Origin of the sequence: Serratia sp. X3, assembly GCF_014982455.1 — a bacterium.
Lineage (GTDB): Bacteria > Pseudomonadota > Gammaproteobacteria > Enterobacterales > Enterobacteriaceae > Serratia > Serratia ureilytica.
Genome location: NZ_JADCNB010000001.1, coordinates 523,548 through 544,067 on the forward strand (window position 1 = coordinate 523,548; position 20,520 = coordinate 544,067).

General features: G+C 58.1%; 17 protein-coding genes. 14 read left to right on the plus strand and 3 right to left on the minus strand.

All coding sequences use genetic code 11. The annotated features are described in order from the left end of the window. The 14 genes from IMX17_RS02480 (at nt 1) to IMX17_RS02545 (ending at nt 15,129) form a co-directional block, all read left to right on the plus strand. A complete protein-coding gene (locus IMX17_RS02480) occupies nt 1-828 on the plus strand; it encodes a Cof-type HAD-IIB family hydrolase (protein ID WP_046896508.1) in 828 nt (275 codons plus the stop codon). A gap of 131 nt (nt 829-959) precedes the next feature. After that, a complete protein-coding gene (locus IMX17_RS02485; RefSeq protein ID WP_046896509.1) occupies nt 960-1,193 on the plus strand; it encodes a hypothetical protein in 234 nt (77 codons plus the stop codon). A gap of 84 nt (nt 1,194-1,277) precedes the next feature. Continuing rightward, a complete protein-coding gene (locus tag IMX17_RS02490) occupies nt 1,278-1,676 on the plus strand; it encodes a hypothetical protein (RefSeq protein WP_046896510.1) in 399 nt (132 codons plus the stop codon). Nucleotides 1,677-1,746: 70 nt separating this feature from the next. Next, nucleotides 1,747-3,255: a PhoPQ-activated protein PqaA family protein gene (locus IMX17_RS02495; RefSeq protein WP_046896511.1), complete on the plus strand. Its 1,509-nt coding sequence runs from the start codon at nt 1,747-1,749 to the stop codon at nt 3,253-3,255. A gap of 641 nt (nt 3,256-3,896) precedes the next feature. After that, complete coding sequence (locus tag IMX17_RS02500; RefSeq protein ID WP_004935293.1) at nt 3,897-4,436, plus strand: fimbrial protein; 540 nt, start codon at nt 3,897-3,899, stop codon at nt 4,434-4,436. Nucleotides 4,437-4,492: 56 nt separating this feature from the next. Continuing rightward, nucleotides 4,493-5,176: a molecular chaperone gene (locus tag IMX17_RS02505; RefSeq protein ID WP_033632666.1), complete on the plus strand. Its 684-nt coding sequence runs from the start codon at nt 4,493-4,495 to the stop codon at nt 5,174-5,176. 54 nt (nt 5,177-5,230) lie between these two features. Further along, on the plus strand, nt 5,231-7,807 hold the full coding sequence (locus IMX17_RS02510; protein ID WP_182264224.1) for a fimbria/pilus outer membrane usher protein: 2,577 nt from the start codon (nt 5,231-5,233) through the stop codon (nt 7,805-7,807). Nucleotides 7,808-7,849: 42 nt separating this feature from the next. Further along, the gene (locus IMX17_RS02515) at nt 7,850-8,791 is read left to right on the plus strand and encodes a fimbrial protein (protein WP_033643645.1); all 942 of its coding nucleotides are present in this window, start codon (nt 7,850-7,852) and stop codon (nt 8,789-8,791) included. Nucleotides 8,792-8,928: 137 nt separating this feature from the next. Then, the gene (locus tag IMX17_RS02520) at nt 8,929-9,288 is read left to right on the plus strand and encodes a hypothetical protein (protein WP_004935280.1); all 360 of its coding nucleotides are present in this window, start codon (nt 8,929-8,931) and stop codon (nt 9,286-9,288) included. Between the two features lie 73 nt (nt 9,289-9,361). Further along, the gene (locus tag IMX17_RS02525; protein ID WP_015378377.1) at nt 9,362-10,657 is read left to right on the plus strand and encodes an HlyD family secretion protein; all 1,296 of its coding nucleotides are present in this window, start codon (nt 9,362-9,364) and stop codon (nt 10,655-10,657) included. Beyond that, nucleotides 10,644-12,779, plus strand: a complete 2,136-nt coding sequence (locus IMX17_RS02530) for a peptidase domain-containing ABC transporter (protein ID WP_004935271.1) — start codon at nt 10,644-10,646, stop codon at nt 12,777-12,779. Before IMX17_RS02525 ends, IMX17_RS02530 begins: the two co-directional genes overlap by 14 nt. Before the next feature lie 116 nt (nt 12,780-12,895). After that, nucleotides 12,896-13,096 (plus strand): hypothetical protein, encoded by a 201-nt coding sequence (locus tag IMX17_RS02535; RefSeq protein ID WP_015378375.1) that lies wholly within the window; start codon nt 12,896-12,898, stop codon nt 13,094-13,096. A gap of 86 nt (nt 13,097-13,182) precedes the next feature. Next, a complete protein-coding gene (gene gspS / locus IMX17_RS02540) occupies nt 13,183-13,581 on the plus strand; it encodes a type II secretion system pilot lipoprotein GspS (RefSeq protein WP_046896516.1) in 399 nt (132 codons plus the stop codon). A gap of 114 nt (nt 13,582-13,695) precedes the next feature. After that, a complete protein-coding gene (locus tag IMX17_RS02545) occupies nt 13,696-15,129 on the plus strand; it encodes an EmmdR/YeeO family multidrug/toxin efflux MATE transporter (protein ID WP_182264226.1) in 1,434 nt (477 codons plus the stop codon). Nucleotides 15,130-15,157: 28 nt separating this feature from the next. On the opposite strand, the gene IMX17_RS02550 is transcribed toward IMX17_RS02545, so the two are convergent. The 3 genes from IMX17_RS02550 to pqqU form a co-directional block, all read right to left on the minus strand. Beyond that, on the minus strand, nt 15,158-15,337 hold the full coding sequence (locus IMX17_RS02550; RefSeq protein WP_182264227.1) for a hypothetical protein: 180 nt from the start codon (nt 15,335-15,337) through the stop codon (nt 15,158-15,160). A 408-nt stretch (nt 15,338-15,745) separates the two neighbouring features. Then, nucleotides 15,746-18,118 (minus strand): glucose/quinate/shikimate family membrane-bound PQQ-dependent dehydrogenase, encoded by a 2,373-nt coding sequence (locus tag IMX17_RS02555; protein ID WP_033650791.1) that lies wholly within the window; start codon nt 18,116-18,118, stop codon nt 15,746-15,748. Nucleotides 18,119-18,265: 147 nt separating this feature from the next. Beyond that, complete coding sequence (gene pqqU, locus IMX17_RS02560) at nt 18,266-20,410, minus strand: TonB-dependent receptor PqqU (RefSeq protein ID WP_370570830.1); 2,145 nt, start codon at nt 20,408-20,410, stop codon at nt 18,266-18,268. Between the last annotated feature and the right edge of the window lie 110 nt (nt 20,411-20,520).

A 20,520-nucleotide genomic window follows, 5' to 3' on the forward strand; every position in this document is an offset into this window, starting at 1 on the left:
ATGTGGCTTGCTATCGACGGCAAAATAAAATACCGGGCGATCGTGAGCGATCTTGACGGAACCTTGCTGGATCCTGCCGGGAATCTGTCTGATCTGACGGTGGAAACGCTCAATATCCTGCATGCCCGCGGGCTGGAAATCGTCATCGCGACAGGCCGTTGCGATGCGGATGCGCGCGGGATTGTGGATGGCTTGGGGTTCTCGCCGGCGATCGTCTCCTGCAATGGCGCGATGGTTAACATCGAGGGGCGGCCGGTGGCGGATAAACGCTATTTCATGCCACGCGACAGCCAAATGATGTTGATGGATTACCTCTTCGCCTGTCCGCTCCACGTGACGTTGTTCACCCAGGAAGGCTGGATGATGGCCGAAGAGAATCCGCATTTTGCCGACTATATCAAAACCTCGGGCGTCGCTTGCCGCTATGTCGAGCCGGAGGCGATGAAACGGCAACCGATCCTGAAAGTGCTGCTGCAGGGTGAAGCGGCGCTGATCGAGCGGTTTTACGACGAGGTCAGTCAGGCTTTTGGAAAAACGCTGTCCATCTGTAAGTCTTCAGCGGAAACGATAGACATCATGGATAAGCATATTTCCAAGGCCAGAAGCGTGGCCGACTATCTGAGCGCCAAACAGATAGCGATGCGCGATTGCCTCTCTTTCGGCGATGCGATGAACGATTTGGACATGCTGCGCTGGGCTGGAACGGGGGTGGTGATGGGCAATGCCATGGGCGAATTGAAGCGCGCGCTGCCGTTTAACCCGATTGCGTTGCCCAACAGCCGCAATGGCGTCGCCGATTATCTCTGCCGTGAGTTCGGCCTGTTCTGACATTGTCACCGCCGCGCGGGTGAACGCATTGGCAACAGGGTTTTTCGTGGGCAGATAACAAGGAGGTGAACAAACAGTGAGGGTTTCATTTTTTCATTACTAAACATGTCGATAAATACAAAGGAGACAGTATGAAAGAACTGACTGAAGCAGAAGTCCTGGCGGTTTCCGGCGCAGGCATCGCTTCCGATGCCGGCAAAATCCTGGGCAATGGCATTGGCGCCATCGTAGATGCCGGTACCGGTCTATTCGGGATCCACGCGGATGCGGCGGGGGCCGGCGCCAAACTCGGTGAGGGCATTGGTGCCGTCATCGATGCCGGGATTAGCGCCTTCTCGCAGCTGTTTGGCCGTAAATCGTCATAAGCCCGGCCCTTAATGAAAAGTGCCCGCAAGGGCACTTTTACCTCGCTCATGTCGGGAGCCGGAAGAACGGCAAAGGGAGAGTTCATGGCGAATAAAATCATCTTGATCATGGTCATCAATCTGTTCGTGGCGGTGGCGTTGGCGGTGTTTAACTTTATCTATATCCAAAAGAAGGTGGATATACGCGCCCCCAATGACGCCACGCCCTTTCAGGTGACCGAGAAAGCGCAGGGCAGGATCGTCTCCATGCAGCAGACCTCGGTATTTCTGAACAACAATCCGGTGGTGGCGTTTACCTTGGAAATCAACGCCAGGCGCAAACAGTTTACGATCGCTGACCATCGGGAGGTCGTGCTGTATATCGCCATGAGCCGTTATGAGGAAAACGGCGTTTACAGCCTATTGCTGGGCGAGAACGACAGAGACGTGGCGTTCGAAAAGGACAGCCTTGGCTATCCGATACGCTTTCATCAGGTGCTCTAGGCGCGCGGAAGGTTTCCTGCCGCCAGGCGGCGTACAAGGGATTTGCCACGGACAAAGGGGGGAGGAAAAAATGCTAAAACGCATCGGATACATCGCGCTGATTTGCCTGACCTTAATCGGCGGCCGGCAGGCCATGGCGGCAGAGGAAGATCGCTGCTTTGCGGACGAACATCCCGCCTTGCACACCGTTATTCCTTGTTATAACAATCAGTTGGCCATATTGCCTCTGTCATATTCGTTAAAGGGCGTGGATAACGGCCATGACGTGTCGATACGCCATTATCGGTTGATGTCGCAATCCTGGTCGCCGCAAGACGCCATCCGGCCGACGCAATGGTGGCACGATGTGGATATTTATATCCCCAACGGGGCGCTTGCCCGTAAAGCGTTGGTGCTGATGAGCGATGACTGCGCTTGCGCCGCCGCAGGGGCGAGCGGGCCAGGCAAGCAAAATGCGGCGTTTTCCGTCGCTACGCCGGCGGCCTTGGCGGCGGAAAGTCACACCATCGTGATTGTCGTCAACCGGCTGCCTTATCCGTACCTGGAATACCAAAATGAGGGGCGGCGTCGTGCGGGGGAGGACAGCCAGGCCCGAGGCTGGCGATTGTTCCTGGACGATGCGGATGAATACTTGATGATGCCGCTGGCGATCCCCATGACGGCGGCCTTGTCGCAAACCATGACGCTGGCGCAGCGCGAATTGAGCCGATGGGGGATAGATAAATTCATCGTGGCGGGAGCGGCGAGCGGCGCAACCGCGGCGTGGCTGGCGTCATTGTCGGATGAGCGCATCGATGCCGTCGTCGCCATGTTCCCGGATGGGGTCGCGGCGCGGCAGGTCTTGAAGCATACCTATCGTACGTATGGCGGCCGTTGGCCGTTGGCGTTTCATCCTTATTACCAACTCGGCATCGATCGGCGCATAGAGACGCCGGCGTTCGACAAACTGATGCAAATAGCGGATCCCACCGCTTATCCACCGCCGACGGCGGGAGAGCGGCCAGCGGCGGCGAAATATGTCATCATCGCCAGCGGCGACGAACGTTATCCGCCGGACAGCACGCGATTCTATTTCAGCGCCTCACCGGGAGAGGCTTCGCTGCGTGCGATTGCCGACGGGGATCGCGCGGCAAGCCGGCCGGCCGCCGAACGCGCCATACTGGCGATGATCAAGCGCCGCCAGCGCGATATCGCGTTGCCGACGATCGAGGTGCAAGGCAGCGCCGCGGATGCTGCGGTGCGCACGCTGCGTTTTTCCGAACCGCCGGCCACCGTGCGGCGTTGGAGCGCGCACAACCGCACGGCCCGAGATTTTCGTTATTCGTGCGGCGTACGCTTTACCCCGGAGCCGTTGGCCGCAGCGGAGGCCGATCGCGGCGAGTTTCGTCTGGCCGCCCCGGCGCAAGGCTGGGAGGCCACCTTTATCGAGGCGGTGTTCAACGATGGGTTTATCGCGACCACGCCGGTCTTTATCACGCCTGACGATAACTATCCGTCCGCCGTTCCCGCGGGCGATGGTCTGGCGTGTGAAACCCTACCTGGCAGAGGGTTGGGTGAAGATTATCGCCATGACGATTAATTAGCGGCGCCGAAAAACAATAAGGCGACAATGCGTTATTCTGCGCGACAGAGCGCATTGCCGGCTTGTTTTCGAAATAGTGAACGGCGCCAGACAGAATATTTCTGCGTAACGCCATTTTCGCGTTGTTATATCACTACGCCGGTTTCTTGAACGGCGAATGCCTTATTCCCCCTCCCGTTCGATAAACCGTTATCGCCATGCTTCTCCTCTTCTTCTGCTCCTCTCGCGCTGCCGCCGCGTTGTGATGCCTTTCGTAATATAAATGTCATTTATTTCAGGGCGAGTTTTATCGCCCGGCTTTCATTTTACGGCGATGTCGTCCGATTTTTCGCCTGAGGGGGAAATGAGGAGGATCTGGCGAAAGCGCCTTCGGATAGCGCGATAATAAATTCTCTTACTGCCAGATGAATGAATCAAGAAACGCCGATTTGGCGGTTTTTTCAAAATAAAATTAAGAATGATGCTAATTCTATTTGGGGTAATTATCTTTTCTCATCTTTACATTGATTTTATGTATTGCTAAAGGGGGAAAGCTAAGCATAATTAACTGTGAAAGGAGCGGAGCTCCTATTCTCCCTGTCCGGGTTCTCCGTGGTGGGGATATTTTGAAGTCTGTCTAATCAAAAGGAGAAGTACCCATGATGGAAAAAAAAGTGATTATGTTGGCATTTGTCGCGGCAGCGTGTTCAAGCGCTTTACCTGCTCTGGCAGCAGATGGTCAGGTTAATTTTACCGGGAATATTGTCGATGCTGCGTGCAAGGTCACGAATGACTTGAGTAATCCATTAAATGTTGTTTTGGGTGATGTGGCCCGAACGGCATTTGCGGGTGGCAAGGGATCAACGTCCAGCGCGACAAAATTCACGCTGGAAGTCACCGATTGTCCGGATACGGTAAAAAGCGCCACCGTTAAGTTTGACGGCGCGGCCGATAACGGCGACAGCAATGTATTGCAGCTGACCCAGGAAACGGATGTCGCTACCGGCGTCGGTATCCAACTATCTGATATTTCTAACAGTGTTCTGCCGCTTTACACGGCGTCGACGGCTTATCCGTTGGCTTCCGGCAGCGGCGTGAAAAATAACCTCGATTTTACCGCCCGCTATATTTCCACGCAGGCAGATGTTACCGCCGGTAAAGCCAATAGCGTCGCCACCTTTACGCTGAATTATAACTGATAATATTTTCTTGCCCGCTGGTTCACAGCGGGCTGTATTGCCTCGGAGATAATATTATGCGTTTTAATCGCTACGGCGCCTTAGCGGCTTTCATTATTTTATTGTTTGCGTCTACGGTTCACGCCGGCGTGGTGATTGGCGGGACGCGGGTGATATTCAACGGCGAAAAAAAAGAAGCGTCAATCAGCGTGGAGAATCCGGATAAAGAACCGTATTTGATTCAGTCCTGGCTGGAGAATCAACAAAGCGGAGTGGATAAAATCGCGTTTATCGTTACGCCGCCTTTATTTCGGCTGGACGGCAACCAGGAAAATATGCTGCGCATCGTGAAAGTGGGCGATGACTTACCGAAAGATAAAGAAAGCTTGTATTGGATGAATATCAAATCCATTCCTTCAACAACCCAGGCGGGTAAATCGAATACGCTGCAAATAGCGGTCAAGACCCGCATTAAATTGATTTATCGGCCAGCGCCGCTGCTCCGCCAGGTGCCCGAAGAAGTGACGCAGCAGCTGAAATGGCAGCGTGTCGGTTCAGAATTAAAACTCACCAATCCAACGCCTTATTATATGAACTTTCATTATGTCCGCATCGGGGGGCGAGAAATGAAAGAGGTGGCGTATATCGCGCCGATGAGCAGTGAAATGTTTGCATTGCCCGTGGCGGGCGCAACGTCGGTAAGCTGGAAATTAATTAATGATTATGGCGGCACAGGGAAAGAACATCAGTCAGGTATTTAATCTGTAAGGGAAGGCAGGCAGAGGGATAAAACATTTCAATAATGGAGCTAATGAATGATAACTCAAAAGCGTATATTAGCGAAGCGGGATGCTTGGCTGAAACGCATAGCCTTATTCACGGCAACAACGGCGGTATGCGGCAACATGGTTAATCCCGCCTTCTCTCGTGACTATTTTAATCCGGCGTTGCTGGAAACCGGGCGCTCAGGTCAGCAGCACGTCGATCTGTCGATTTTTGAAAATGGCCAGCAGGTTCCCGGCACGTATCGGGTCGATATTTGGGTGAACGACATGCTGCTGGAAACGCGCGAGGTGTCGTTCGCTCTGCGGGCCGGCAGCGACGAGAAGGCCGATCTGCAGCCTTGTCTGACGCGGGAAGATCTGAAACGGCTTGGGGTGAAAGTTGAGCTGTTTCCCGGTTTGGCCGGTGCCGATCGCTGCGCGAATTTGGCCGCGATCCCGCAGGCCTCGGCGCAATTTCAATTTAACCGCCAACGCCTGATGCTGAGTATCCCCCAGGCGGCGTTGGAAAATAAGGTGCGCGGATACGTTCCGCCGGAACAATGGGATGAAGGCCTGCCGGCGATGCTGCTGAACTATGGCTTCACCGGCAGCAACAGCAAGGGGCGTGATCGATTCACCCAGAGCGCAAGCAGTTATTACCTCAACCTGCGGCCGGGCTTCAACCTGGGCGCCTGGCGAGTGCGGAACTACACCACCTGGAGCTACAACAGCGGCGGCGGCGGGCGAGCGTCGGAGGATCGTTGGGACTCCGTCTATACCTACGCCCAGCGCAATATCATCCGCCTGAAAAGCTTGCTGACGCTCGGCGAAAGCAGCAGCCCGTCCGATGTGTTTGACAGCGTGTCGTTTCGCGGCGCGCAGCTGGCTTCCGATGACGACATGTTGCCGGAAAGCCTGCGTGGTTATGCGCCGGTGGTGCGCGGCATCGCGCGCAGCAATGCGCAAGTGGTCATTCGCCAAAACGGCTATGTCATCTACCAGAGTTACGTTGCGCCGGGCGCGTTTGAAATTTCGGACATGTACCCGACCGGCGGCAGCGGCGATTTGGAGGTGACTATCAAGGAGGCGGACGGCAGCGAACAGCACCTGACCGTTCCCTTCGCCAGTCTGCCGGTGCTGCAACGCGAAGGGCGGCTGAAATATGCGCTGACCTCGGGGCAATACCGCACGTACGATCACAGCGTGGATAAAAAGATCTTCTCGCAGGCCAGCCTGATTTATGGCTTGCCCGCCGGTTTCACCCTGTATGGCGGCGGCCAATTCGCCGGGCCGTATCAATCGCTGGCATTGGGTCTGGGCAAGAACCTGGGCGAGTTCGGCGCCCTGTCGGCCGACGTCACCCAGGCGTGGGCAAAGCAGGAGCATCAACCGAAAAGCGATGGTCAGTCATGGCGCGTGCGGTACAGCAAAAATATCGTCGAGACGGGGACGAACTTCGCCATCGCCGGCTACCGCTATTCGACCAGCGGCTACTATGGGCTGCAGGAAGTGCTGGACACCTATCGCAGCGGCAACCGTTACGCCCCGATAGACCGCCGCAAGAATCGCGGCGAAATCACGCTGAACCAGAATTTATGGGAAGGGGCGGGGTCACTTTCACTCAGCGCGGTCTCCGAAGACTATTGGGGCTCCGAGCGCAATATGCAGTCGCTGAGCGCGGGTTACAACAATAGCTGGAATGGCATCAGCTACGGTTTTAACTACAGCTACAGCCGCAATTCACAGGCTATTTACGGCGATTCGAACCGCGGGCGCATTTACGATCGCGATCAGATCTTCGCGTTCAACATCAGCGTGCCATTAGAGAAATGGCTGAGCAACACCTACGCCACCTACAACCTCAACACCAGCAAAAAAGGCAATACCAGCCATACGGCGGGCCTCAACGGCACGGCGCTGGCCGGCGGCAACCTCAGTTGGAGCGTACAGGAAGGGTATGGCAGCCAGGGCCAGGGTAACAGCGGCAACGCCAACGCCGACTGGCGCGCGACGTACGGCGAACTCACGGCGGGCTACGCCTACGATCGCAGTCAACAGCGCGTCAACTACGGGGTGAAGGGCGGGGTGATCGCCCATGAAGACGGCGTGACCTTCGGTCAACCGTTCGGCGAAACCGTCGCCCTGGTACAGGCGGCCGGCGCGAGCGATGTGGCGGTCGGCAATCAGGTCGGGGTGAAAACCGACTGGCGCGGCTACGCGATCGTTCCTTACGCCACACCTTATCGCAACAATTCGATTCGCCTCGATGTCGACAGCTTGCCGGATGATGTCGATCTCGAGTTGACAAACCAGTCGGTCACGCCGACTCGCGGCGCGGTGAGCCGGGCGAATTTCAAAGCCAACGTCGGCAGACGGATTTTGATGAAGGTGACGGACTCGCAGGGGGTGCCCCTGCCGCTGGGCGCCAGCCTGCGTCTTGCCGAGGGGGCGACTCAGCCGTTCCTGGTCGGTGGCGACGGCGTGGTCTATCTGAGCGGCATGGCGGAAAAGGGCCTGCTCATCGCGCAGTGGGGCAGGAATGGCGAGAACCAATGCCGCATCCGTTATCAGTTGCCGGCGGAGCCGCCGTCAGCGGGTCTCCAAACCCTAAACGGCGTTTGCCAATAGATCTCGCTCTATCTCCATCATGACTTTTAAGTGAGAGTGAAAATGAACGTTTTTCTCAGGATATTCGGTTACGGCGCCCTGGTGTGGCTGGCGACGCTCACGACGGCGGTTTATGCCGGCACCTGTACCACCAACGCGAAAACCGCCCGTATGGGGTTGCTGACGCTGGCCGTGGATCCGCGCATTGAAGTCGGCGAGCAGTTGGCTGTTCGAACCGAGAACAGTATTAACGGCACGACGTTTTCTTTTCTTTGTTCCGGTTCGGTCGCCTATCGCTCCATGTCGCCGCTGACGCCGAGCGCGCTGCCCGGCGTATTTGAAACGGGCATTGAGGGCGTGGGGGTGACGATTTCAGACTTATGGCAGAGCAATAAGAACGTGCCCGTCAACACGGCGATTTCGCCCAACTTGCTGACGCCGTGGATCAATCGAAACGATGTTCGGCTGACGTTTATTAAAACCGGCCCGATCAAAACCGGCGGCGATATGGGCGGGAAAATTATCGCCAGATATTATCTGGATTCGACCTCCATTTTGGATATCAGTATTTCCGGCATGAAGGTCATTCAGAAAAGTTGCCTGGTTGATTTGAACTATAAAAATCAAACGGTAAATCTGGGCAGCCCTAAACGCAGCGAGTTTAACGGCGTCGGCAGCACGGCGGCGTCTTCCGAACGCAATTTTTCCGTGGTTCTGCAATGTCAGGAGGACAATATTCCGGTTCAGGTCACGTTCGAGGCGGCCGGAAATTCGCCAGGCGTGGGAATGATTGATATCGCCGACGGTGCCGATGCGGCGAAGGGCGTCGCCGTGGAAGTGTTGGATGAGAACCGTAATCCATTAACGTTTTCCAGACCGATCAATTACCACACCGCGGCTGAAAAAGAGATCAGGATCCCCTTGATGGCGCGCTATAAGCAAACGGGAGCCATTAGCCCCGGACAGGCCGACGCGGTGATGACATTCACCATTACGCAGAATTAAAGAGACCCCCATTAAAAATATAATGTCGTCTGTTCGCGCGACATTATTGGTGGCATCAGGCGCTGCAGGCCGATGCCAATGCAATGACAACACGCATGTATGGCAGTGTTTGTCCGTTTAAATATGGAGATTAACCAATGAAAGAACTGTCTGTTATCGAAATGAATGAAGTGTCAGGCGCTTATTCCTGGGATATGAGCAATGGACTGTCGGGGCTGATTGGCAGTGCCGTCTCCAATGCCGCGGAAGCCGTTTCATCCATCGCTCTGGGCGCCTCCGTGGGCAGCATGGCGGGCGCCGTCATCGGCGGTAAGCACGGCGGCGACGGCGGCGGTCTGCTGGGCGTCGGCTCGATTGGCCAGGGCGTCGGCATGGTCGCCGGCGGCATCTTGGGCGGCGTAGCCAGCGGCGTGGCCGCAGCCGTTATTGGCTGGGACACCACGCTGGAATACTCCAAAAAAGGCCTCGATGGGCTGATTAACGGCACCATCAGCTAAATCCATACGCGGTACAAAGCCGCAGCGTTCTCGCTGCGGCTGTCTCCCGGTCAGGCAAGCGCAGGTTCTTCCTATGAGTGATAATAAGAGCAGGAATATTTTCCGCCAGGAGGCGGTCAATTATCAACGTCAAAGATGGACCGGCAGGGCGCTGTTAATTTCCGGCGCGTCGAGCCATGTGATTGCCGCCACCTGTTTCACTTTTATTCTGATCCTGGCGGGCGCGCTCTATTTTTGCGAGTACACGCGCCGGGTCGATGTTGAAGGCGAGGTGATCAGCATCCCGCATTCCACCAATGTGTTTTCCTCCCAATACGGTTACGTGAGCCAGGCATTCCATAAAGCCGGTGACGTCGTGGAAAAGGACGAGCCGCTGTATGTGATTGATGTCTCGAGAAGCACCACGTCCGGCAATGTCAGCCATATCGCGGCCAGCGAAATAAGCAAACAGATTAGCAATCTGGATTCGATAATCAGCAAGCTGAATAAAAATAAAACCGCCATGCTGGATAATTTGCGCAAACAGATTAATAGCTATGAAAACGCCTATAAAGAAACCGAGAAACTGAACCTCAGCGCCAAAGAGGGGATGGATAAAATGCGCGATAGCCTGAAAAATTACGAGCACTATTTGACGAAAGGCCTGATCACCAAAGATCAGTTAAATTATCAGCGCTCGCTCTTTCAACAACAGCAAAGCTCGTATCAGGCGCTCTACAGCCAAAAGATCCAGCAAAATATTCAACTGTCGCAGTTGCGCAGCGATTTGCTGATTCGCGCCGCCGATTACGACAATCAGATATCGCAAAGCGAATCGCAACGCAGTGATTTACAACGCCAGCTGGCGGAGTCCAATGCCGGCGGCCAAGTCATTATCAAAGCGCCGCTCAAGGGGAAAATCGAGTCGCTGAGCGTGACCGCCGGGCAGGTGGTCGAGAGCGGCAGCAGTCTGGCGCAAATCAAGCCGATTGATAACATCAAATATTATCTGGTTTTATGGCTGCCGAATAACAGTTTGCCCTACGTGAAAATCGGCGATGGCATCAACATTCGCTATGAAGCCTTCCCGTCGGATAAATTCGGTCAGTTTCCGGGAAAAATAGAATCCATCTCGTCGGTCCCCGCCTCCCCGCAGGAAATGTCGGAATACAGCAGCGGAAATAAAAGGGAGAGGAACGCCTACTACAAAGTGCTGGCGTCCATCAGCGACACGCAATTCAGCGATAAAGGCAAATATCTCGAAATCAGCAGCGGGCTGCAGGCCAGGGTCATCGTCTTCCTGGATAAGAAACCGCTTTATCAGTGGGCGGTCGCGCCTTTGTATGACATAAAAAACAGCGTTGTGGGGCGAGTCGATGAAGGACAATAATCTCTTTGAACGGATCAACGAGAAGTTAACATTCTCACTGCGCAAGCGGGTGCCGAGCATCTTGCAGTCGGAGTCATCGGAGTGCGGCCTGGCGTGCCTCGCCATGATCGCCTCCTATTACGGGTTTAATGTGGACATGCTGAGCCTGCGGCAGCGATTCGGCATTTCCACCCAGGGTGCGACCCTGGGGACGATCTCTCAAATCGCGTCGCAAATCCAGCTGAAGACGCGCGCCTTGTCCTTGGACATCGACGAAATCAATCAGCTGAAAACGCCCTGCATACTGCACTGGAATATGAATCACTTCGTGGTGTTGGTTAAGGTGCAGCGCGCTGGTTTTGTCATTCACGATCCGGCCTTCGGGCGCAGAGTGATCGGGCTGCAGGAGATGTCGAATCATTTTACCGGCATCGCGTTGGAGCTGTGGCCCGACAGGGCCTTTCAAAAAGAGACCCTCAAGACCCGTTTGCGCCTGCTGGATTTGATGAAAAACATCGAGGGTCTGCCGGGGACGCTGCTCAAGATCTTTGCGTTATCGATAGTCATCGAGTCGGTCAACCTGCTGCTGCCGGTGGGAACCCAACTGGTGACCGACCATGTCATTCAGGCGCATGACTACAGCCTGCTGACGGTCATCTGTTTGGGGCTGATCTTCTTCACCTTGTTCCGCGCGGTGGTCAGCATCGCCAGGGCCTGGATCTCCATCGTGCTCGGGACGCTGACCGATATTCAGTGGAAGACGACGCTGTTTGAACACCTGATGAAGCTGCCGCTGGATTTTTTCGAAAAACGGCACCTGGGGGACATTCAATCGCGCTTTTCCTCGCTGGATGCGATCAGAACCACCTTTACCAATAATATCGTCAGCGGGATCATCGACGGCATCATGACGGTCGGGCTGTTCGCGATGATGATGGTCTACGGCGGCTGGCTGGTCTGGGTCGTGGCGGGCTTCACTCTGATCTACATCCTCATCAGGATGATGACTTACAGAACCTACCGTCAATTCTCGGAGGAGCAGATCGTCAAGGCGGCCAAGGCCAACTCGCATTTCATGGAGACGCTGTACGGCATCTCGACCGTCAAGGCGCTGGGCATCAAGGAAACGCGCTCCAGCTATTGGCTCAATCTGAACGTCGACGCCGCCAATACCAATATCAAAATCACCCGATTCAATATGATGTTCGGTGGGATCAATACCTTTATCACGACGCTCGATCAGGTGGCGATCCTGTGGCTTGGCGCCATGATGGTCATCGACAACTCCATGACGCTCGGCATGTTCATGGCATTCAATGCCTATCGCGGCCAGTTCTCTCAGCGGGCCTCGAGCCTGATCGACCTGGCGATCGGCTTGCGCATGCTGTCGCTGCACAATGAGAGGATATCCGACATCGTCTTTACCGATGCGGAGACGGAGTCCGCGCCGCGACAGGTTTTCCCCTCGGGCACGGGGATTGCCATTGAGGTAAAAAATCTTACGTATCAATATGACGCGCTGTCGCGGCCGATCTTCAAAGATCTGAACATGCGCATTGCGGCCGGCGAAAGCGTGGCCGTCGTGGGCGCCTCCGGCGCGGGTAAGACCACCTTGCTGAAGGTGATGTGCGGTTTGCTCAGCCCCACTTCCGGCCAGGTTTTGGCCGACGCGATGGATATCCATAAAGTCGGGGTGAATAACTACCGTAACGCGATCGCCTGCGTGCTGCAGGACGACCGGCTGTTCTCCGGGTCCATTGCGGAAAACATCAGCGGGTTTGAGGTCAATGCCAATAAAGAACTGATCATGGCCTGCGCGATACACAGCAATATCCACGATGAAATCATGCAGATGCCGATGGGCTACGAAACCCTGATCGGCGAGTTGGGCAACGGCATCTCCGGCGGGCAAAAGCAACGTCTGTTTATCGCGCGCGCCCTCTATCGCCGCCCGAGCGTGCTGTTTATGGATGAAGCGACCAGCCATCTGGACGTTGAGAATGAGTCGGCGATCAACCGGGCGATATCTTCGCTGAATATTACGCGCGTGATCGTCGCCCACAGAAAGTCGACCATCGACTCGGCCGACAGGGTGGTGGTGCTGGGGGCCGAGAGCGGCGCGCCGGCAGGCGGCGGTGAATAAAGGGCGCTAGCCGGCGCCGGGGATGAAGCCGGCAATGCAGGCTGTCCCCACGGTGAAAATCGCGGTAAAATACAGCAGTTGACCCTATCGCATTCCATCAGGCCGTCGAACCCGCTATGAAAACGCGCAAACCGCGCCGCCCGCCCGGGCGGTGGATCTATTACATCCTGCATGAAGACATGCTGTGGCCTTGCCCGGTCAAATGGGAGTGGGAGAGCGGCTATAACGCCTGGCTGCCGTTTTACTATTCCCCCACGCTGGAATTCGTCGCCGGCAACCCCGCCCGCGCCACCAAGGTCAGCAGCGGCCGACGTTAAGCGGGCCGTGCGTGCTGCTCGCCTTGCCGCCCGACGTCCGCTCACCTAAGATCATCTCATCACCCACAGGTTTTCCCGGAGCCCCCATGTCTACTCTGTTTCGCACGTCTCTTTGCGGCGCGGTGGCATTGCTGCTACTCGTCGGTTGTCAGCAGACGGCGCATAAACCGGCGCCGCCGCTGCAGGCGCAGCTGGATCACATCGCTTCGATGCTGGCCGGCGGACACTTCCTGCGCGTGGACTGCGGGCGCAGCGAGATACCGGACGACGTGAAGCTGCAGCGCACCGCAATGCGCGCGGCGCAGCGCCGCGGCTGGGACACGCAGGCGGCCGGGTATCGGCAGTTGCCGGCGCTTACCCAGGCGCGTTACCTGACCCTGCAACAGGGCAATCAGCTGCTGACGGAAAAATGCGCTGCGCTCAGCCGCAGCACCGCCCGCTTTATCGCGGCGGCGCAGGCCGATCAGGAAGACTACATGGAGTAGCGCTACGCTGCGCCTGTCGGGCGCTCGCCACGGGCGCCCCAAAATTCTTTGCAGGATAACGATTTATCGATCATCATTTGAAATGATGTTTCACTTTTACCCATCGAGCCCATCTTGAACCTGTATGCCGCACTGCGTCAGCGCGTGGAAAATACGCGCTGGTACGCCAAACGGAAAAGCTACCGCGTGCTGTTCTGGCGCGAGATCACGCCACTGGCGGTGCCCATCTTTCTGGAGAACGCCTGCGTTCTGTTGATGGGGGTGCTGAGCACCTTTCTGGTGAGTTGGCTCGGCAAAGAGGCGATGGCCGGGGTGGGGCTGGCGGACAGTTTCAACATGGTGATCATCGCCTTTTTCGCCGCGGTGGATCTCGGCACCACCGTGGTGGTGGCCTTCAGCCTCGGCAAGCGCGATCGCCGGCGGGCGCGGGCGGCGGCGCGTCAGTCGCTGGTGCTGATGACCGGCGTGGCGCTGCTGTTGGCGGCGGGCATTCACCTGGCGGGCGAGCCTATCATTGATGTGATTGCCGGCGCGGCCTCACCGGAGGTGAAAGCGCTGGCGCTCTCTTACCTGCAAACCACGGTGTGGAGCTATCCGGCGGCGGCGATTGCGCTGATCGGCAGCGGCGCCCTGCGCGGCGCGGGCAACACCAAGATCCCGCTGCTTATCAATGGCGGCATGAATATCCTCAATATCATCATCAGCAGCATCCTGATTTACGGCATGCTGGGCTGGCATGGCCTGGGGTTCGTCGGCGCCGGGCTGGGGCTGACGATTTCCCGCTATATCGGCGCCATCGCCATCCTCTACGTGCTGGCGATCGGCTTTAATCCGGCGCTGCACATCACGTTGAAAAGCTATTTCACGCCGCTCAAGATGAGCATCCTGTGGGAAGTGTTGGGGATCGGCATTCCCGCCAGCGTGGAGTCGGTACTGTTTAACGGCGGCAAGCTGTTGACGCAGATGTTTGTCGCCGGCATGGGCACCAACGTGATCGCCGGTAACTTTATCGCTTTCTCCATCGCTTCGTTGATCAACCTGCCGGGCAACGCGTTGGGATCGGCCTCGACCATTATCGTCGGCCGGCGGCTCGGCAAAGGCGAGATCGGCCAGGCGGAGCGGCAGCTGCGCCATATTTTCTGGCTGTCGACCCTTGGGCTGACCGCCATCGCCTGGGGCACCGCGCCGCTGGCCGGGGTGTTCGCCGCGTTTTACACCTCGCAGGATGATGTGAAAACGGTGGTGAAAACCCTGATCTGGCTCAACGCCGCCTTTATGCCGATCTGGGCCGCTTCCTGGGTCTTGCCCGCCGGGTTGAAAGGCGCGCGCGACGCCCGTTTCGCCATGTGGGTGACGATGCTCGGCATGTGGGGGTGCCGCGTGGTGGCCGGCTACGCGCTGGGCATCGAACTGGGCATGGGCGTGGTGGGCGTCTGGTTGGGGATGTTCCTCGATTGGGCGGTGCGTGGCGCCTTATTCTACTGGCGCATGGTCAGCGGGCGCTGGCTGTGGAAATATCCGCGGGCAAAGCGGCCGGACGCCGGGTGACGATCCGCCGCCGACAGCCGCGGCAAGGTCAATACAGCAGCGTCATCGCGCTGAAGAACAACAGCGTCAAGGCGATGATGATGAGGTTTTGCGTGGCTTTGCGCACCAGCCTGCTGGCGCTCAGGCGGCTGTCGATGACGTAGAGCAGCGGCACCATCAGCAGCACATAGGCGAACATCAGCATGGCGGTAAAGGGCTGCAGGTTCATTCATGTTCCTCCTGGGCGTCATCATGGCCGATCAGGTGTATCAGCACGGCTTGCGTCTGGCGGTGCTGGCCGATAAAGGGCGACGTGGCTGGTGACGCCGGCGCGAACGTCAGGCCGGCGCGTCGCGTTTTCACCGCCGCTTGCAGAATCTTCTTTCGATGCTTCCGAGTATGGTCGACCATGCGCCTCCGAATAGGGCCGCCCGAAGGCGGCCGATCGTTGTATTGCCCATTAAGCTGGAGAGGATCGCAGCCGCTGCCGGGGCCGCAGAGGTATAATATTGCGAATGATAACCATTATCAATAATGAGAGTGAAAAAATTAAGGGTATTGCGAGGGGACAGCCGGCGGGGCGGGAAAAGAAAAAGCACGCCTTGCGGCGTGCTTTGCGGGGTACTAACGGCGGCGGTTACTTCTGATCGGGCAGGGCGTAAGCGACCACGTAGTCGCCCAGCTTGGTGCCGAAGGAACCGTGGCCGCCGGCGTAGATCAGCACGTACTGCTTGCCGTTGACCTCATAGGTCATCGGCGTCGCCTGGCCGCCGGCCGGCAAGCGCGCTTCCCACAGTTTTTCACCGTTGGTCACGCTGAAGGCGCGCAGGTAGTTGTCAGCGGTGGCGCCGATGAAGAACACGTTACCGGCGGTGGTCACCGGGCCGCCCAGCATCGGCATGCCCATTTTGAACGGCAGCGGCAACGGTGAGCTGTCGCGCACGGTGCCGATGCGTTTTTTCCAGACGATGTCGTTGGTTTTCAGATCCACGGCGGAAATGTAACCCCAGGCCGGCTGTTTGCACGGCAGGCCGAACGGCGACAGGAACGGGTTCAGGGTGACGCCGAACGGCACGCCATACTGCGGCTGTACGCCGGACTCGGTGCCGCTGCCGCCTTTGTCGCCTTCCGGCGGCTCAATCGGGTTGCCTGGGCCGCGCGGGATCAGTTTGGAGACGAACGGCAGCGCGATCGGGTTGGCGATGGCGATTTCGCGATCGGTATCGACGGCCAGGCCGCCCCATTCGAACATGCCCAGGTTACCCGGGAACACCAGCGTGCCCTGCTCGGAAGGCGGGGTGAAGGTGCCTTCATAACGCAGGCTGTGGAACATCACGCGGCAGACCAGCTGATCATAGATGGTCGCGCCCCACATGTCGGCGCCGGTCAGTTTCTTTTCAGGACGGAAGGTCAACTCGGAGAACGGCTGGGTCGGTGACAGGCGATCGCCCTTGGCCGGGCCCTGCGGTACCGGTTTCTCCGGCGCCGGCACCACCAGTTCGCCGTTGGTGCGGTTCAGCACGAAGATGTTGCCGGTTTTGGTCGGCACATAGATAACCGGCACTTTTTTACCGCTCTTGTCGGTAATGTCCGCCAGGGTCGGCTGCGCCGGCACGTCCATATCCCACAGGTCATGGTGGACCGTCTGATAGAACCAGGCCAGTTTGCCGGTGGAGGCGTTCAGCGCCAACAGGCCGCTGGCGTAGCGTTCCATTTCCGGGGTGCGATCGCCGCCCCAGATGTCCGGAGTGGAAACGCCCATCGGCAGGTAAACGATATCCAGCTTGGCGTCATAGGCGGCAGGCGCCCAGGAGTTCGGCGAGTTCGGCACGAAGTGGTGCTCGTCCGCCGGGATGGCGTTCGGATCTTTCGCGCCCGGATCGAAGGCCCACAGCAGCTTGCCGCTGTTGACGTCGAAGCCGCGGATCACGCCGGAAGGCTCGCGGTTGGAGTAGTTGTCGGTCACGGCGCCGGCGACGACGATCACTTTATCGGTGATCACCGGCGGCGAGGTCGGCTCGTAGTGGCCCGGCGTCGCATACGGCATATTGCTCTGCAGGTTCAGCTCACCGTTGTTGGCGAAGTCCGGGCAGGGTTTGCCGGTTTCGGCGTCCAGCGCGAACAGACGGCCGTCGTTGACCGGCAGAATGATGCGGCGTGCGCACATCGCCGGAGCGGCGTCGCCGGCGGCGCCTGCGGCTGCGGCGGTTTCGTGATAAGACACGCCGCGACAGGTGATGTGCTGGAAGGTTGGGTTGTATTTCAGCTGCGGATCAAACTTCCATTTTTCTTTACCGGTGGCGGCATCCAGCGCGAACAGCTTCTGGTGCGGCGTACACATGTAAAGGGTATCGCGGATCTTGATCGGCGTGACTTCGTTGGTGATCTCACCCGGATCGTTGGCGGTCTTCAGATCGCCGGTCTGGAAACGCCAAACCTCTTGCAGCTGGCCAACGTTTTTGTCGTTGATCTGGCTCAGCGGCGAGTAACGGGTGCCTTCCTGGGTGCGGCCATAGGCCGGCCAGTCGGCGCCGGTGGCGTCTTTCGGTTGTACCTGGGCGGCGTCGAGGGTGCCGTTAATCTCTTGCGGATCGTTGAACACGGCATAGGCCAGCGCGATGACGGTGATCGCCAGCGCCGCGCTCAGCGCGCCGTAGGCGAATTTGCCGTTGGCCACCAGCTTGCGGTAGATAAACGGCAACACCAGCCACAGGCCGAAGAAGAAGGTGACGTCCAGGCGCGGCGTCAGCGCCCAGAAGTCCGGGCCCACTTCCCACAGGGCCCAAATCGTGGTGCCCAGCAGGAATACCGCGTACAGCAGCAGCGCGGTGGCGCGGCGGCGGAACAGCAGCCAGGAAGTCGCCAGCAGCACCAGCCCGGCGATGATGTAATACAGCGAACCGCCCAACTTGGCCAGCCAGATGCCGCCGCCGAGCAGATAAAGCCCGCTCAGCGCGGCAAACAGCGCCGTTATGACGATAAGCGGCGATAGTGACGCTTTATTTTGCATAGCAATACCCTTACCAAAAATGAAAGTCCCCGATTTAGAGATTAAGCCAAATCGGAAAAAACACGCGGTTTCTCCCTATTATTTCAGCGAGAAGCCGCTAGGGTGACGTAAAACCCATCCCGTTTTTTAACCTTAAGGTGCTTTGCCTTATTCAAAGCGATAAGACAAGGTGGCGCCGCCACCCCAGTTGCGCCCCGGCGCCGGCTCGAAGTAGCGGCCGTTGCCTTCGTTGACGATCACCGAACCGACGTATCGGCGATCGAAAACATTGTCCACCCGGCTGAACACGTCCAGCGCCCAGCGGTTCCAGGTAAAGCGATAACCGGCGTTTACGCCGGCCACGGTGTAAGAGGGTGCCTGCGCGCTGTTGGCGTCATTGGCCTGAATGTCGCTCATGTAGCGCAGCTCCGCGCCGGCGTGCCAGCCTTCCGGCGGGGCATAGGCCAGCGAGGCGTAGCCCATGTTGCGGGCGATGCCCGGCAGGCGATTGCCGGCGGGAATGGTTTGGGCCGGGGTACAAACGGCTTTGCCGCACATTTCGCTGCGGTAGGTGGCGTCCAGTAGCGTCCAGGCCATATGCAGGCGCCAGTCCAGCGCAAACTCTTGATCCAGAGCCAGTTCCAGGCCGCGCCGCCGGGTTTTACCGGCGTTGGCGTAGCTGGTGCGCCCACCGCTGCTTTCCGCCACCACCAGCTCGTTGTCGGTATCGGTCTGGAACAGGGCGGCGCTTACCAGGCCGTTGCCGAGGCGCAGTTTGCTGCCCAGTTCGACGGTGTCGCTGGTGGACGGCTGCAGACCGATGTTCAGGCCGGCCTGGCCGTCGGGGCGGTAGGAGAGTTCGTTGATGGTCGGGGTTTCAAAGCCGCGGCCGGCTGAGAGATAAACGTTCCACGCCGGATTGATTTTATAGTTGAGCGAGCCCATCGGCAGCCACTGGTGGTAGCGTTTGCTGCCGCTGTCGTCGCCGTTGCGCGGCGTGATGTAGTAGTCGGTCGAGTCGAAGCTGACCGTGCTGTAGCGCAGGCCGGCGTCCAGCGTCCAGTGCGGCGTCAGTTGCCAAGAGGTTTGCAGGTAAGGATCCAGGTTCCAGATGCGGTTTTTCTCGTTGCGCCGCTGGTCGCCTTTCTCGCCGTAGTCCACTGTGCCGTCTCGCAGAATAAAGTTTTCAAACCCCTGCCGGCGTTCGGTCATGGTTTCATAATCCAGACCGCCGATCAGTGTTACCGGTAACGAGGCGAGAGTATCCTCATGCTTCCAGCGAGTGTCAATGCCCTGATATTTTCTTTCCAGCACGATCACCCCGCCGGCGTGGGTAGGGTTGAGCTGCGGCCCGCGTGGAATGGATTGGTACTGCGTGGTGTGGCGCTCGCCGTGGTAGGCGGTCAGCGTCAGTTCGTCGCGCTCGCTCATCTGGCGCTGATAGCGCAGGCCGGCCTGGGTCTGATCGAGCGACTTGCGGGTGTTGTATTGATCCGCGCGCGGCGCCTGGCGCGGATTTTCCTTCCATTCCGCTTCGGTCAGGCCGCCCGGATCGCCGGCGTCAATGGAGACGCTGTTGAACATCAGTGTCAGGGTACTGACGTCGTCCAACCGCACGCCGAGCTTGCCGTTGCCGAGGTTTTTCCGCGCGGCGCTGTGATCGCGATAGCCCTGAGTGGTGAAGCGGGTGCCCGAGATGGCGTAGTTGACGTCGCCGGCCTGGGTGCCGTCGCCGGTGGCGCCGGTCGCTTTCACCCCGTAGCGCCAGGTGTTGTCGCTGCCGAAATAGCTGCTGGCCTCCAGCGTTGGCGGCTGGGCGCCGGTCTGGGTGTCAACGTTGATCACCCCGCCCGAAGCGTTGCCGTACAGCGCGGAATAGGGGCCGCGCAGCACCTCGATGCGCTCGACGGAGTTGATGTCGATGTTGGAGGTTTGTCCCTGGCCGTCGGGCATGGTGGCGGGGATGCCGTCGACGTACATGCGCACCCCGCGCACGCCGAACATCGATCGGCTGCCGAATCCGCGTATCGACAACTGCAGATCCTGCGCATAGTTTTGCCGGTTTTGAAGCTGCAGCCCCGGCACGCTGCCAAGGTTTTCCGACAGGTTAATCTGCGGTGCGGCGTTGCGCAGGTCCTGGCCGTCGATCACGCTGACGGACACCGGCGATCCCAGCTCGGTCAATCCGATGGGTTGCGCCATTACCACCAGCGTATCGCTGTCTTTCTGATCCGCTGCCAGGGCCGAACCGATGCAGACCGGCTGCAGCAATAACAGGGTTGCCGGGGTCAAGACGGGACGTTTTTTATTCATCAGATAATTCTGCCAATAATGCTGAAAAAATTGCCCGCAAGTGGGCGAAAATAGCCATTTGTGACTCCCTGTACTGGCATTCAATGGGAGGGAAACTGCATCCTGCAACG